At 70.5% G+C, this 13,614-nt stretch carries 13 protein-coding genes; 6 read left to right on the plus strand and 7 right to left on the minus strand.

Annotated features, from left to right (window positions below):
• The 3 genes from FKV24_RS13590 to FKV24_RS20065 all read left to right on the plus strand — a co-directional run.
• The coding region (locus FKV24_RS13590; protein ID WP_141482755.1) for a LysR substrate-binding domain-containing protein at positions 1-686 on the plus strand (686 nt) is incomplete at its 5' end.
• A gap of 88 nt (positions 687-774) precedes the next feature.
• Positions 775-1,644, plus strand: coding sequence for an arylamine N-acetyltransferase family protein (locus FKV24_RS13595; protein ID WP_211371870.1), 870 nt, complete (start codon positions 775-777; stop codon positions 1,642-1,644).
• Between the two features lie 145 nt (positions 1,645-1,789).
• The gene (locus FKV24_RS20065) at positions 1,790-2,974 is read left to right on the plus strand and encodes a helix-turn-helix domain-containing protein (protein ID WP_141482756.1); all 1,185 of its coding nucleotides are present in this window, start codon (positions 1,790-1,792) and stop codon (positions 2,972-2,974) included.
• On the opposite strand, the gene FKV24_RS13605 is transcribed toward FKV24_RS20065, so the two are convergent.
• A complete protein-coding gene (locus tag FKV24_RS13605; protein ID WP_170288312.1) occupies positions 2,907-3,650 on the minus strand; it encodes a DUF2306 domain-containing protein in 744 nt (247 codons plus the stop codon). The two genes, FKV24_RS20065 and FKV24_RS13605, sit on opposite strands and share 68 nt — an antisense overlap.
• Positions 3,651-3,995: 345 nt before the next feature.
• Between FKV24_RS13605 and FKV24_RS13610 the strand changes: the two genes are divergently transcribed.
• Positions 3,996-4,742: a glucose 1-dehydrogenase gene (locus FKV24_RS13610; RefSeq protein ID WP_111267637.1), complete on the plus strand. Its 747-nt coding sequence runs from the start codon at positions 3,996-3,998 to the stop codon at positions 4,740-4,742.
• A gap of 81 nt (positions 4,743-4,823) precedes the next feature.
• On the opposite strand, the gene FKV24_RS13615 is transcribed toward FKV24_RS13610, so the two are convergent.
• The 3 genes from FKV24_RS13615 to ald all read right to left on the minus strand — a co-directional run bounded on the left by FKV24_RS13615 (position 4,824) and on the right by ald (position 8,624).
• Entirely contained in the window at positions 4,824-5,594 is a 771-nt protein-coding gene (locus FKV24_RS13615) for an SDR family oxidoreductase (protein WP_111267636.1), read from the minus strand.
• 181 nt (positions 5,595-5,775) lie between these two features.
• Positions 5,776-7,227 carry a tetratricopeptide repeat protein gene (locus FKV24_RS13620; protein ID WP_141482758.1) on the minus strand — a complete coding sequence of 484 codons (1,452 nt, stop codon included), beginning with the start codon at positions 7,225-7,227 and terminating at the stop codon, positions 5,776-5,778.
• Positions 7,228-7,505: 278 nt separating this feature from the next.
• The gene (ald, locus tag FKV24_RS13625) at positions 7,506-8,624 is read right to left on the minus strand and encodes an alanine dehydrogenase (RefSeq protein ID WP_111267634.1); all 1,119 of its coding nucleotides are present in this window, start codon (positions 8,622-8,624) and stop codon (positions 7,506-7,508) included.
• Positions 8,625-8,833: 209 nt separating this feature from the next.
• Between ald and FKV24_RS13630 the strand changes: the two genes are divergently transcribed.
• The gene (locus FKV24_RS13630; protein ID WP_111267633.1) at positions 8,834-9,307 is read left to right on the plus strand and encodes an Lrp/AsnC family transcriptional regulator; all 474 of its coding nucleotides are present in this window, start codon (positions 8,834-8,836) and stop codon (positions 9,305-9,307) included.
• A gap of 25 nt (positions 9,308-9,332) precedes the next feature.
• On the opposite strand, the gene FKV24_RS13635 is transcribed toward FKV24_RS13630, so the two are convergent.
• Positions 9,333-9,728, minus strand: a complete 396-nt coding sequence (locus FKV24_RS13635; RefSeq protein WP_141482759.1) for a g-type lysozyme inhibitor — start codon at positions 9,726-9,728, stop codon at positions 9,333-9,335.
• Positions 9,729-10,008: 280 nt separating this feature from the next.
• Here FKV24_RS13635 and FKV24_RS13640 point away from each other — a divergent pair, with 280 nt between their 5' ends.
• On the plus strand, positions 10,009-11,400 hold the full coding sequence (locus FKV24_RS13640; RefSeq protein WP_170288313.1) for an SEL1-like repeat protein: 1,392 nt from the start codon (positions 10,009-10,011) through the stop codon (positions 11,398-11,400).
• Positions 11,401-11,416: 16 nt separating this feature from the next.
• On the opposite strand, the gene FKV24_RS13645 is transcribed toward FKV24_RS13640, so the two are convergent.
• Positions 11,417-12,373 carry a cupin gene (locus FKV24_RS13645; protein WP_141482761.1) on the minus strand — a complete coding sequence of 319 codons (957 nt, stop codon included), beginning with the start codon at positions 12,371-12,373 and terminating at the stop codon, positions 11,417-11,419.
• Between the two features lie 86 nt (positions 12,374-12,459).
• Positions 12,460-13,422, minus strand: coding sequence for a cupin (locus FKV24_RS13650; protein WP_141482762.1), 963 nt, complete (start codon positions 13,420-13,422; stop codon positions 12,460-12,462).
• Positions 13,423-13,614 lie beyond the last annotated feature (192 nt).

Here is a 13,614-nt window from a genome sequence, read left to right on the forward strand (position 1 = left end):
GACCGTTGCGCGAAGCGTTGGAGACCCTGCAGCAGGCGGTGGCGCCGGCGGGCCCGTTCGATCCGGCGGCGGCCACGCGGGATTGGCGGATCGCCGCCACCGACTACGCCGCCACCACGGTGGTGTTGCCGATGCTCGCGGGGCTGCGTGCGGCGGCGCCGGACACGCGCCTGGCGGTGGTCGGCATGGTGCCGGCGCGGATCGCGCGCCAGGCCGAGGACGGCAGCATCGACCTGGCCTTCCACACCTTGGACGATGCGCCGCCCGGATTGCGCCAGCGCCGCTTGTTCGTCGAGCGCTACGTGCTGGCCGGCCGCGCCGACCATCCGCGGCTGCGACGCCGGCCGACGCCGGCGCAGTTCTGCGGGCTCGAACACGCGATCGTCTCCCCGGATGGCGGCGGCTTCCGCGGCGCGACCGACGAGGCCCTGGCCGCACGTGGACTGTCGCGCCGGGTGGTGCTGTCGGTGCCGCACTTCCTGCTGCTGCTGTCGGTGCTCGCCGAAACCGATCTGGTGGCGATGCTGCCCGAGCGGCTGGCGGCCCGGCACCCCGGGCTGCGGGTGGTGGCGCCGCCGGTCGAGGTGCCGGCGTTCGAGCTGGTGATGCTGTGGCACGAGCGCGTGCATCGCGCCCCGGCCCACCAATGGTTGCGCGGCCATATCCTGGCCTCGCTCGCCGGCTGATCGCATGCCGTGCCGGAATCGATGCGCCACGGTGTTCCAGCGGTACCGGCCCGGCACGCTTGACCTCAACCGTGCTTGAGGGCGCAGCATGACGCTCCCCCCGCACGAGGACGCCGCGATGGCGACGCCGCTCACCGATATCGATCTGTACCTGCAGCGCCTGGGCTTCGATGCGCCACCCGCGCCGAGCCTGGATACCCTGGGTGTGCTGCAACGCCGCCATACCGCGGCATTCGTGTTCGAGAACATCGCCAGCTTCATGCACGCGTCGGTGCCGATCGATCTGCCGGCGCTGCAGCGCAAGCTGCTGCACGAGGGCCGTGGCGGCTATTGCTACGAGCTCAACGGCCTGTTCCTGGCCCTGCTGCAACAGCTGGGATTCGAAGCGCGCGCGCTGACCGCGCGGGTGGTGATGGGCACCGGCGAAGATGCGCTGACCGCGCGCACCCACCAGCTGGCCCTGGTGACGATCGACGGCGTGGCGCATGTGAGCGATGTCGGCTTCGGCGGCATGGTGCCGACCGCGCCGTTGCGGCTGGATACCGAGGCCGCGCAGGCGACCGCGCACGAGCCTTATCGCTTGCTCCGGCGCGGCGACGGCTACCTGCTGAGCGCGCAGGTAGGCGACGAATGGCGGCCGATGTACGTGTTCGATCTGCAGCCGCAGGCGGCCATCGACCTGGAAGTCGGCAACTGGTACGTCGCCACCCACCCGGACTCGGGCTTCCGCCACCAGCTTCGCGCCGCCCGCACCGGTCCCGGATACCGCAAGACCCTGCGCGACGGCAGCTTCGCGATCCATCGGACAGGCGCGGACAGCGAGCGCCGCGAGCTGGCCGATGCCGACGCGGTGATCGAGGTGCTGCGGCGGGAGTTCGAGTTGCGCCTGCCGCAGGGCCCGGCGCTGCGCGAGCGGATCGCCGGGCACCTGGCGAGCGCCGCCGCGGCCGCTGCCTGACCTGCTTCCCCGTGTCCGCCGTAGGAGCGGCGTAAGCCGCGACGGGGCTTTCCCGCCAAGGCCCAATCGCAGCTTGCGCCGCTCCTGCGGTTGAGGTTCGTCGCGAACGCCGCGTCGCCCGACCGCGCCTGACATAATCGCGACAATGAGTCATTGGGTCGTCATCTACGCGATCGGTGCCGCCCAGGCCCTGCTGCTGGCGCCGGCGCTGTGGCGCCGCCCGGCCAACGCCGCGGCGAACCGGGTGCTGGCGGCGTGGCTGGCGCTGGTGGGACTGGACCTGGCGGTGAAGGCGGCGTTCCTGGCGACGCCCGCGCCGGCGCTGTTCCGGGTGCTGCTGCTGGTCGGAACGTTCCCGTTCCTGTACGGCACCTTCTTCTATCTGTACGTGCGCACCTTGACCACCGCGCGACGGCTGGTCTGGCGCGATCTGTTGCATCTGCTCGGCTTCGCGGTGGCACTGGCGCTGTTCGCGCCGGGGCTGCTCGCGGACGCCGCGCTCAATGCCGAACTGATGCGCCAATGGCTGTCGCGCGCGCTGCCGCCGCCTGTGCCCTGGTACAGCCTGTTCCTGTACGCCTGGAGCCTGAGCTACGTGGTGGCGGCGCTGCTGCGGGTGGTCCGCTACCGGCGCGAGGTGCGCGAGCGCCGATCCGATGCCGATCGCATGTCGCTGCGCTGGGTGGTGGTGATGGCGCTGGGCCAGGTGCTGATCTGGGCGATCGCGCTGTTGCATGACACGACCCGCATTCCCGGCATCGACTATCTGCTGGTCTACGGCGCGGTCGCGGTCTGGGCCTGCGTGCTGGGCTATCTGGGCCTGATGCAGGCGCCGGTGTCGCCGGAGCGGGAAGGTGAAGCGGCGGCCACGGACGTGGACGCGATCGCGGCCGTCGATGACCCGGGCGCTGGCGCATCGGCCGCCGTCGCGGCGGTCTCAAGTCCGGAGGCCGCCACCGACTCCGCCGACGATCCGCGCCTGCCCGAGGTGCAGGCGCGTTTGCAGCGGTTGATGGACGAGGAAGCGCTGTACCTGGCGCCGGCTCTGACGATCGCCCAGGTCGCGCGCCGCAGCGGCTATCCCGAGTACCTGGTGTCGATGGCGATCAACCGCGGATTCGGCTGCACGTTCTGGGACTACATCAATCGGCAGCGTATCGGCGCGGCCTGCCGATGCCTCGCCGACCCGGACGACGGCCGCACCATCCTCGACATCGCCTATGCCTGCGGCTTTACCTCCAAGTCGACCTTCAACGCGGCGTTCAAGCGCGAGACCGCTGCGACCCCGAGCGCGTGGCGGGCTCGGCGGGCGCAAGCGCAGGCGTGCTGATCGCTACGGTCCGTCCCGGCGCCCGCGCGGACTCGCGGGCGGGTGAGCGTCGGTGCGCGCGCCATTGCGGCCAGCGCAGCCACAGCTCGCAGAGCGCCATGTTCAGCGACCAGCTCGCCCACGCCGAGAAGATGTAGACGGTGTCGAACGGCAGGGCCAGCGGGCCGGTGCCGACGAACAGGATCACCCGCAGGGTCACCGCGGAGAAGGTCATCGCCAGGCTGTGGCTCATCCAGCGCCGGTGGCCGACGAAGTCGCCGGCCACCGCGAGGCGGATGCCGTTGGCGGTGATCGACAGCCACAGCACCGACAGCAGCGCGAAGCCCGCGCCCGAGGCCCAGCCGCCGTGCGCGTCGAAGGCCAGCGAGAGGCCGCCCAGGCCGCCGATCAGCACCCCGCCCGCGTACAGCCAGCCGGCGGTGCGATGCACGGCCGGCAGCCGGCGGCGGATCCAGCCACTGGCCTGCAGCGGTACCAGCAGCAGGGCCAGGCCGGCGCCGAAGAAGTGCATCGGCACGTCGATCCCGGACACCGCGAACTTGACCATGAACGGGTCGTGCGGGTTGAACGGGCGCATCCGCAGGAAGGCGAAGGCATAGGCGGCGACCAGCAGGCTGGAGGCAGCGAACAGGGTGTAGCGCAGGCCGTGCAGGCCGTGTCTGACGATGGAGGCCATCGCAAGCTCCGTCTGTGGAATGACGGCTCGATGCTCGCTGGCGGCCGCGCCGGGGTCGTCCGATCCGGCCGGACCGGACGACCGGACCGGCCGATCGCACCCCATGCCGGTCCGGGATTCCGTATCGAGGCCCCGTAGGAGCGGCGTGAGCCGCGATGGGCTGTTGTCGGGAAAGCGCCATTGCGGCCTGCGCCGCTCCTGCCGTCGACGCACGCGTCCGCGCCTTCCCGAATGCGGGATGCTCATTCCCTGTTCCCGCACTTTTGCCCCGGCGGCCGCGTGCGCATCTGGAGTGGGGTGACGGCCAGCCGTCGTCCGCCTCCTCCCGCCATCAGGACAATCCAAATGAGCAAGTTGCAGAACAAGGTCGCCATCGTCACCGGCGCTTCCAAGGGCATCGGTGCCGCCATCGCCATCGCACTGGCTGCCGAGGGCGCCGCGGTCGTGGTCAACTACGCCACCAGCAAGGCGGGCGCCGACGCGGTGGTCGCGAAGATCGTCGCCGCCGGCGGCCGCGCGGTCGCGGTGCAGGGCGACGTCTCCGAGCTGGCCGACGCGCGCGCGCTCGTCGATGCCGCGACCGGGCAGTTCGGACGCCTCGACATCCTCGTCAACAATTCCGGCGTCTACAGCTTCGCGCCGCTGGAGGAGATCGACGAGGCGCAGTACCGCCGCCAGTTCGACGTCAACGTGCTGGGGCTGTTGCTGACCACCCAGGCCGCCGCGGCGAAGATGGGCGAGGGCGCCAGCATCATCAATGTCAGCTCGGTGGTCACCCGGGTCACCCCGCCGCACACCGCGGTCTACAGCGGCACCAAGGGTGCGGTCGATGCGATCACCGGGGTGCTGTCGAAGGAGCTGGGCGCGCGCGGGATCCGGGTCAACGCGATCAACCCCGGCATGGTCGAGACCGAGGGCACCCACAGCGTCGGGGTAATGGGCTCGGATCTGGAGGCGGAGACCATCGCCCAGACCCCGCTGGGCCGGATCGGTCAGCCGGACGACATCGCCACGATCGCGGTGTTCCTGGGGTCGGACGATTCGCGCTGGCTGAGCGGTGAGCAGATCGTCGCCAGCGGCGGCCTGCACTGAGCCACCGCGACCCGGTCCGGGCATGGGCCCGGGCCGGCGCCTTCCCGTGGCCGGGTCGCTCCGGGCCGCGGGAAGGCGCGCTCAGGTGCGGTTGATCGATACGCCGCCGTCGACCCGCATCGCACTGCCGGTGATGAAGCTGGAGGCGTCGGAGGCGAGGAACAGCGCCGCTTCGGCGATCTCGTCCGGTTCGGCGATGCGCTTGAGCGCGTGCAGTCCCTCGACGAAGGCCCGCGATTCGGGCGCCTGGGTGAAGTCGCGCGCGCCGGGCGTATCGGTGCCGCCGGGCAGAAGCGCGTTGACCCGCACGCCGTGCGGTCCGGCCTCCGCGGCCAGCACCTGGGTCAGTCCGATCACGCCGGCCTTGGCCGCGGCGTAGGCGGCCATCCCGGGCATGCCGACGGTGTGGCCGACGAAGGTCGAGGTGAAGATGATCGAACCGCGACCGGCCTCGAGCATGGCCGCGAGCTGTCGGCGGGCGCCGAGGAACGCGCCGGTCAGATTGGTGTCGAGGGTGTCCCGCCAGTCGGCGACGGACATCCCGGTGACCGGTCCCATGGTGCCGACGCTGCCGGCATTGTTGAAGGCGATGTCGAGCGCGCCGAAGCGATCCAGCGCGCCATCGACAAGCGCGGCCGCGTGAGCCTCGTCGCGGACATCGCCGGGGCAGGCCAGCGCCTCGCCCCCGGTGCGCTCGATCTCCTTCACCAGCTCCGCGAGCGCGTCGGCGCGGCGCGCGCCCACCACCACGCGCGCGCCTTCGCCGGCGAAGCGCAATGCCGCCGCGCGTCCGATGCCCGAGCTCGCGCCGGTAATGATCGCGACCTTTCCGGAAAGCGATTGTGCTGCCATGGGTGCCGTGCTCCTCGAAGTGGGCGCACAGTGTCGGCAGTCGCCAGCGCCGATGCTGGCCGGATTCGGACCTGTGGTTGGGTCGGGACGCCGCCCGTGCGCGCCGCGTAACAAAAGGATGGACCCGTGCGGGCCCATCCCCGCGGTTGCCGCCGCCGCGATGGCCGCGCGGTTTGCCGCCCTAGTCCAGTTCCGCGGTGGGGATGATGTCGTAGCGCTCGATCCGGCCCACCGCGGCGATCGCGGCGGTCACGTCGTCGCGGGCCAGCATGGCCGCGCGTGCGGCGCGCATGGCGACGTTTCCGGGGAGCGGCTGCGGCAACGGATAGTTCTGCAGCCACTCCAGCATCCGCCCGCGGCGATCGTCCGATTGCAGCTGCGCGATCAAGCGGGCGGCGGCCTCGTCGATCCGTCCGGCGCGCAACAACGCTTCGAGCAGGATCGTTGGGGCTTCGTCTTCGTTCCCGTCGAGATGGGCCAGGGAGGCCCCGGCCATCCGCGCATCGCCGCGCTGGACGGCCGCGCAGTGACGGACCTTGTGCAGGACCATCTGGCCATAGGCGCTCATTTCTCCGATCTGCGCGACCGCGGCCATTGCCTCGTCCGGACGCCCCAGGCTGCAGTAGAAGTCGCCCAGATTGAGGGCCTGGCTGACGTTCTGTTCGCCCTGCTCGCTCAGCTGGCTGGCGCGTCGCATTTCGTCGAGGGCGTCGTCGACCCGACCCAGCCTCCTGAGTGCGACGGCGCGGCTGTCCATCAGCCAGACCTGCTCGTCGATGTGGGTGAACGCGGGGCGCTCCAGCGACGCGCGCGCGAGCCGGGCCATCGTGCGGTCGGCGAGCTTGATCACTTCCTCGTTGCGGCCGGCCGACAGCAGCGCGTAGCTGAGCTGGACGTGCGCGCGCACGTCGTCGGGGAAAATCACGGCGTGCTGCTTCTGGGCCTCGATCTGGCGGCGCAACGCGCCATCCACGTCGTGGCCGGGCGCGTCGCGGTTGAACACGCGATCGAAGCGCTTGTCGCTGCGGATACGGATCAGGTCGACGGGCGTGTCGATACGGGTCAGCACCGCCCGTGCCTGCTCGGGCTGGTTCTGGCCGAGGCGCGCGAGCGCGAGGTCGTACCAGATCGAGCTGTCGCCACCGTAGGGGCTCTTCCAGTTCGCGTCGAACAGCGCCTGGGCCATCTCCACGCGCGCCCGGGAATCGGCCGGGAGGGCATGGCGCAACTGGTGGATGACGATCTCGTCGATGTCTTCGAGCTGCTCCGGCCACCGTTGCACGAATTCGATGAACGCCGCCGCCGCCGCTTCGTGCTCGCCAAGGAAACTCTCGAGCATCGCCAGCCGATACCAGTCGTCCGAACCTGCTTCGGCGTAGCCGATGGCGCGCTGGCACAGGTCGCGCGCCCGTTTCGCCTGCTCCTCGCGGGTTGCGGCCCAGCAAGCGGTCGACAGTATGTGCAGCTGGACATCGCGGCTCAGCGTGTCGAACAGCGGGCTGTCGATGACCGCCGACAGCTCGCGGCCGACGCCCGCCATGTTGTCCTCGCGCAGCAAGGCGTTCGCCAGTGCGAGCCGCTGCCGGTAGAAGGTCATGTCGCGGTCCGGGGGCGCCACCGACGAGGTTTCCATCGGCGCGGTCGTCTTGTCGATCGCCTTGGCGGCCGATGCCGGCGGTGCCGACGCAAGTCCCGCCGCGGCCAGCAACGCCCCAAACAGAGCGCTGCGCCCGAACCTGCGTCCATCGATCAAGGTCTGCCCCCGTCGGAAGTCGTTGTCCGGAGCAGTGTCGCAGTCATGCGCATGCGGGGCCAGCGCCGACGCGATGCGGTGTCGCCCGGCGCGAATGCGAACGGGGCCTTGCGGCCCCGTCCGGTGTTGCGCGATCGGCCATTCGACGGCCGCGCGGTTTACAGCCCGAGCACCTTCTCGGCCGGGACGTAGGCCAGGCCGTGGGCCTGGGCGACCGGCTCGCAGGTGACCTGGCCCTCGCAGACGTTCAGACCGTTGCGCAGGTGGACGTCGTCGATCAGCGCCTGCTTCCAGCCCTTGTTGGCCAGCGCCAGCGCGAACGGCAGGGTCACGTTGTTCAACGCGAAGGTCGAGGTGCGGGCGACCGCGCCGGGCATGTTGGCGACGCAGTAGTGGACGACATCGTCGACCACGTAGGTCGGCTCGGCATGGGTGGTCGCGCGCGAAGTCTCCACGCAGCCGCCCTGGTCGATCGCGACATCGACGATCACCGAGCCGGGCTTCATGGTCTTGACCATGTCGCGGGTCACCAGCTTGGGCGCGGCGGCGCCGGGGATCAGCACGGTGCCGATCAGCAGGTCGGCGCGGCGCACCAGCTCCTCGATCGCCGAGCGGGTCGAGAACACGGTCGAGATCGAGGTGCCGAACTGGGTCGCCAGGCGCTTGAGCGCATCGGCCGAGCGGTCGACCACGGTGACGTTGGCGCCCATGCCGATCGCGATCGTGGTCGCGTGGGTGCCGGACACGCCGCCGCCGAGCACCACGACCTCGGCCGCCGGCACGCCGGGCACGCCGCCCAGCAGCACGCCGCGGCCGCCCTGGGCCTTCTCCAGCGCGTGCGCGCCGACCTGCGGGGCGAGCCGGCCGGCGACCTCGGACATCGGGGTCAGCAGCGGCAGCGAGCCGTTGTTGGCGGTGACCGTCTCGTAGGCGATGCAGACCGCGCCGGACTCGATCAGGTCCTGGGTCTGCGGTGCGTCGGGAGCCAGGTGCAGGTAGGTGTACAGGATCTGGCCCTTGCGCAGGCGCTTGCGCTCCTCGGCCAGCGGCTCCTTGACCTTGACGATCATGTCGGCCTGGGCGAACACCTCCTCGGCGGTGCCGAGGATGGTGGCGCCGGCGGCGACGTAGTCGTCGTCGGTCAGCCCCGCGCCGAGACCGGCACCGGCCTGCACGACGACCTCATGGCCGTGGTGGACGAGTTCCTGGACGGACGAGGGGATCAGGCCGACCCGGTATTCGTGGACTTTGATTTCGCTGGGGACGCCGATGCGCATGGCGGTGGTCTCTGGGGTTGGAAGGTGCCGTCGTGGCCGGACCCGGGCAGTGGCAGCAGGAGCGTTGCCGGAACGATGGCCGGTCAGGACAGCGGACGATTATGTTCCGCAGTATGAACGAACAACCGCGCACTTTCTTTCCAAAATAATTGCCTTTTGGCTTCGAAAGTCGCACTGTATTCGAATCATTGATCGACTATTGAAATATCATGCGAGCGATCCAGCCCGACCTCGACGAGCGCGACCGCGCGATCCTGCGCCTGCTGCAGGAGGACGGCCGGCTGACCAACATGGAGTTGGCCCAGCGCATCAACCTGTCGCCGTCGGCCTGCCTGCGCCGGGTCAAGCTGCTGGAGGAACGCGGCCTGATCGCCCGCTACGTGATGCTGCTGGACGAGGAGCTGGCCGGCCTGCCCGGCACCGCCTTCGTCCTGGTCACCCTCGACCAGCAGGGGCGCACCGCGCTGGATGCGTTCGAGGGCGCGATCCAACAGCATCCGGAGGTGACCGAATGCTGCCTGCTCGCCGGCGCGGCCGACTACATGGTCCGCGTCGCCTATGCCGATGCCGCCGACTTCGAACGCATCCACACCGAGATCCTGACCCAGCTGCCGGGGGTGGTGCGGGTGCAGTCGACGCTGGCGCTGCGCACGGTCAAGAAGACCACCGCGCTGCCGGTGTAGCGGACCGCCGCCCGCGCCGCCGCGGTCAGTCGATCCAGAAGTGGATCGTGTACTCGGCGGTCTCGCCGCGGCGGGCCTGCGCACGCGGCTGGAACACCTCGATGCGGTAGCTGCCGTCGGCCGGGAGCTCGCCCGACCACTCGGTCCGCTCGATCGCCTCTTCCATCGCGAAGTCCTGCCCGGGTGCGATCACGTTGAAGTAGGCGTTCGCGCTGCCGGTCAGGCGCACCTGCATGGTCTGTCCGGCTTTCGCGCCCAGGGTGTAGCTGGCGGTGTCGTAGCCATGCACGCGGCCGCTGACGCTGCTGGCACTGGCGCCCTTGGCGAAATGCACGGCCTGGACAGTCTTGCGGTCCTCGGCGATGGCGGCGGCACCCGCCAGGGCGAGGCCGAGTGCGAGCCAACGCAGGAAACGGGGCATGGCGTGTTCTCCCGACTGGAACCGTGGTGGCGGCCCTCCCTGGCCGGGATGGACGCCGTCGGCGTCCGGGCCACCGATGCTGCGCCTGCCGCGGTGGCGTGGGAGTGAAGGCGGTGACCGGGGCGTGCCTGCGCGCAGACCGCGACGGCCTGTCCGGATCGGGCGTAACGCGCGAGGAGCGCGCCGTCGCGCGCATCGTCGGTGCGTACTGCCTACAATCGGCGGCCCTTCAGTATGGAACGCCGATATGCGAGCCGCTTCCGGATCCGCACGTTCAAGGATGGCCGTCGCCCTCGCGCTGGCACTGACCGCGGCCGCGGCGACGCCCGCGGTGGCGACATCGTCGCTGGAGCGCTTGTTCGAGGAGGGGCGCTTCGACGCGTTCCTGGAACGCGCCCGCGATGCGGCGCAGCGCGACGACGCCGAAGCGCTGTTCCTGCTCGGCAAGGCCTACGACCTGGGGCGCGGCGTCGAGGCCGATGCCGACACCGCGCGGGCCTACTACGAGCGGGCCCGCGCGCTGGGCTCGGCCCGCGCCAGCCACAACCTCGGGTTGATGGCGATGTCGGCCGGCGACAACGACGACAACGACGAGGCGATCGTCCTGCTTGAGGAAGCGCTGACACGGGGGCTGCGGGTGCCGACCCTGTACAACCTGGGCCGTGCCCACACCCCGCCCGACCCGACCACGAGCTTTGGCCTGCGCGGCTTCGTCGATCGCGCCCGCACCGCCGGCGGCTACTACGCCCAGGCCTGCGACGAGGCCCCGGACGCGGCCTGCATCGCCGACGCCGGCCGCCAGTTCCTGCGCGCCTACATGATCGCGCGGCAGATGCCGACCATGACCGGCGAGGAGCGTTCGCAGCTGCGCGAGTCGGCGCTGCTGTGGTTGCGCAAGGGGACGGAGGCGGGCGACGGTCTGGCCTGGACCAACTACGGCGTGTTGCTGAAGCTCGACGGCGACGATGCCGGTGCGCGCAAGGCCTTCGAGGCCGGCATCGAGCGCGAGGTGCCGGTGGCCTATTTCCAGTTGGCCGAGCTGGCCCGTGCCGGCGAGGGCTTCGAGCAGCGCGATACGGCGCTTGCGCTGAAGCTGTACGAGCAGGCGGCCGATGCCGGGATACGCGAGGCGATGGCGCCGGCCTTCAGGCTGCTGCAGGAGCGGCTGGAGCACGAGGAGGATCCGGCTGTGCTGGAGCGTGGGCTGCAGCGCCTGGCCTCACTGCAGCCGGAGCCGGGTTTCGGCGACTACGGCATCGGCCGCCTGCAGGACCGCCTGGACTGGTTGCAGTTCCGGGCGCTGAATCGGCAGTCGTTTCCGGCGCGGGCAATGTGGGCGCGCGAGGACATGACACTCGCGCTGGATGCCTGCGGCCTGGATCTGGGCGGCGCCCACGGCGCGGCCTACAGCATCGGCGTGAACTCGCACTGGCGGCTGGTCGCCTACGCGGCGCCGGGCGAACCCGTACGCCTGCCGATCGAGGGGCGGGTCGATGCGAAGGGGTGCGTGCGGAAACCGCTGAAGCTCAACGAAGAGCTGTACCGTCTGATCAACGATGGGGCGGAGTTTGCGCTGGCGTTCCCGAACTACAGCCTGCCGCTGCTGGTGCGGTTCGAGGGCGAGCACGTGGTGCTGGAGCTGAGGCCGCTGGGTACGCCGTTGCCGCCATAGGCGGCCGGCTCGACGCTCAGAATCCGCTCGGCACCGGCAGGCCACGCAAGCGTCGCGTCGCCATCCCGATCATGCCCAGCGGCTGCTTGGCCCGGTCCAGCCAGTCGCACTCGCCGGGCATCCGCGCTTCGATGCCGACGCGCCTGAGCATCCGGTTGGCGGCGTGCGCGTAGGCGTGGCGGCGGGTGAGCGGGGTGTAGAACACCACCCCGAACGAGATCGAGACGCCGTCGCCGGGCGTCACCCATGCCGGTTCGCTGCGGGTCATGTGCGGCGAGGTGGACGGGAAGTAGGCGCCGTCGCCGGGACCGCACTCCAGCACATGCGCGCGCGGCCGCAGTGCATCGGTGAGCCTGACGTTCTCCAGCGAACGGGTGACGATGAAATCCTCCACGTCGCGGGCGGCGACGGTGACGCGGTCGGTGTGGTCCCAGACGTTGAGGGTCTTGCGGCCGCGGATCTGCAGCCAGAAGTTGTTCTCGCGATCGATGTGGAACGGGGTCACCGACGGCGGTGCGGAGATGAAGATGAAGCCGCGGGCCTCGCCGGGGCGCTCGCTTCCCCGCAGGACCGCGCCGGCGCTGCCCAGGATGTCCCAGATCAGGGCCCGGTACCGCGGGTCGGTCTGCACGTTGTACAGCGCCAGCCATGAGCCCGGTTCCTCGATCCGCTCGAACACTTCGTCGATGCCGCGTCCGTCCTGCGGCCGCGAGCGGTGGTCGAACTTCGAGGCGTCGGTGGTGCCGGGCAGGATGAAGCGGCATTGCCGGGTCTTCATCAGCGACCTGGCCAGTTCCGCCAGTCGCTGCGTCTGCATCATCGGGTGTTGGTGATAGCCGTGCCGGATCGGACACAGGCGACGCGTCGAGAAACCGGCCGGGTCGTCGATGTCGATCCGGTGGCCACCGGTGTCGTCCGGGCCGATCGCCGCATCCAGCGGACAGGGGGAGGCGACGGCTTCGACGCTGGACATGGGCCTTCCTCGGACGCGGGGCGGATACGTGCGCAAACGCGGCGGCGTCGCGCGCTCGGCCAACCCGGCACGGAAGGCGGCCGGGCTCAGAATCCGTGCGGCAGGGGGAAGCCGCGCATGCGGCGGGCGGCCATCTGGGCCATGCCCAGCGGGCGCTTGGCCCGGTCCAGCCAGCGGCTGCGGCCGGGCATGCGCGGTTCGATGCCGGCGCGTCTGAGCAGGCGGTTGGCCGCGAATGCATAGGCCCGGCGACGGGTGTCCGGGGTGTAGAACACGACCCCGAATGACATCGAGATCGCGTCGCCGGGTTTCACCCAGCTGCGGTCGCTGCGGGTCATGTGCGGGGTGGTGCAGGGGAAGTAGGCGCCGTCGCCGGGACCGCATTCGAAGGCATGCACCCGTGGCCGGGCGGCGTCGGTGAGGCCGACGTGCTCCAGCGACTGGGTGACGATGAAGTCCTCGACATCGCGGGCGGCGACCGCGACCCGGTCGGTGTTGTCCCACAGGTTCAGGGTCTTGTGGCCACGGATCTGCAGCCAGAAGTTGTTCTCGCGGTCGATGTGGAACGGGGTCAGCGACGGCGGCGCGGAGATGAACAGGAAACCGCGCGCCTCGTAGGGCCGCTCACGGCGCAGCAGGACGCCGGCACTGCGCAGGACTTCCCAGACGAAGGCCTGGTACAGCGGGTTGGTCTGGATGTTGTACAGCGCGATCCACGAGCCGGGTTCCTCGATGCGCTCGAAGGTCTCGTCGATGCCGCGCCCGTCCACCGGACGCGAACGGTGATCGAACTTCGAGGTCTCGGTCATTCCCGGCACGATGAAGCGGCATTGCCGGGTCGGCATCAGTTCGTGGGCGAGCGCGGCCAGGCGATCGAGCCGCAGCAGCGGGTGGTCGCAGTAGTTGTGCCGGAGCGGGCACAGACGTCGCACCGAAAAGTCCGCCTCGTTCTCGACGGTGATCCGGTAGTGGCCGCGGGCGGCCGTGTCGGCGACGCTTGCCGGTCCATGCCCGCCCAAGGCACGCGCGCTGGGTATCGCGCGGGACATGGGATCCTCCACAGACTCGTGCAGACGGCAGGTGTGGGCAAAACAGGTGTGGATATGCCCGGGAACGCGGTGGCGGCGATCGAGCGGCCAGGGCCTGGCGCGATCGCCGTGGCGGGGCTGCAATCGTATTCGCGGCCGAAACCCCGGATCCGGCAACACAGTGGTGCAGCCATGGGCTTTCGCCGGTTGCTG

This window comes from Marilutibacter maris (assembly GCF_006546735.2).
Taxonomy (GTDB): Bacteria; Pseudomonadota; Gammaproteobacteria; order Xanthomonadales; family Xanthomonadaceae; genus Marilutibacter; species Marilutibacter maris.

Excerpts from the sequence above, each read along its gene's own strand:
- FKV24_RS13645 (WP_141482761.1), bottom strand. The coding sequence starts at position 12,373 with ATGTCCAGCGTCGAAGCCGTCGCCTCCCCCTGTCCGCTGGATGCGGCG.
- ald (WP_111267634.1), bottom strand. The coding sequence starts at position 8,624 with ATGCGCATCGGCGTCCCCAGCGAAATCAAAGTCCACGAATACCGGGTC.
- FKV24_RS13650 (WP_141482762.1), bottom strand. The coding sequence starts at position 13,422 with ATGTCCCGCGCGATACCCAGCGCGCGTGCCTTGGGCGGGCATGGACCG.
- FKV24_RS13630 (WP_111267633.1), top strand. The coding sequence starts at position 8,834 with ATGCGAGCGATCCAGCCCGACCTCGACGAGCGCGACCGCGCGATCCTG.
- FKV24_RS13640 (WP_170288313.1), top strand. The coding sequence starts at position 10,009 with ATGGCCGTCGCCCTCGCGCTGGCACTGACCGCGGCCGCGGCGACGCCC.
- FKV24_RS13605 (WP_170288312.1), bottom strand. The coding sequence starts at position 3,650 with ATGGCCTCCATCGTCAGACACGGCCTGCACGGCCTGCGCTACACCCTG.
- FKV24_RS13620 (WP_141482758.1), bottom strand. The coding sequence starts at position 7,227 with ATGGAAACCTCGTCGGTGGCGCCCCCGGACCGCGACATGACCTTCTAC.
- FKV24_RS13595 (WP_211371870.1), top strand. The coding sequence starts at position 775 with ATGACGCTCCCCCCGCACGAGGACGCCGCGATGGCGACGCCGCTCACC.
- FKV24_RS13635 (WP_141482759.1), bottom strand. The coding sequence starts at position 9,728 with ATGCCCCGTTTCCTGCGTTGGCTCGCACTCGGCCTCGCCCTGGCGGGT.
- FKV24_RS13610 (WP_111267637.1), top strand. The coding sequence starts at position 3,996 with ATGAGCAAGTTGCAGAACAAGGTCGCCATCGTCACCGGCGCTTCCAAG.
- FKV24_RS13615 (WP_111267636.1), bottom strand. The coding sequence starts at position 5,594 with ATGGCAGCACAATCGCTTTCCGGAAAGGTCGCGATCATTACCGGCGCG.
- FKV24_RS20065 (WP_141482756.1), top strand. The coding sequence starts at position 1,790 with ATGAGTCATTGGGTCGTCATCTACGCGATCGGTGCCGCCCAGGCCCTG.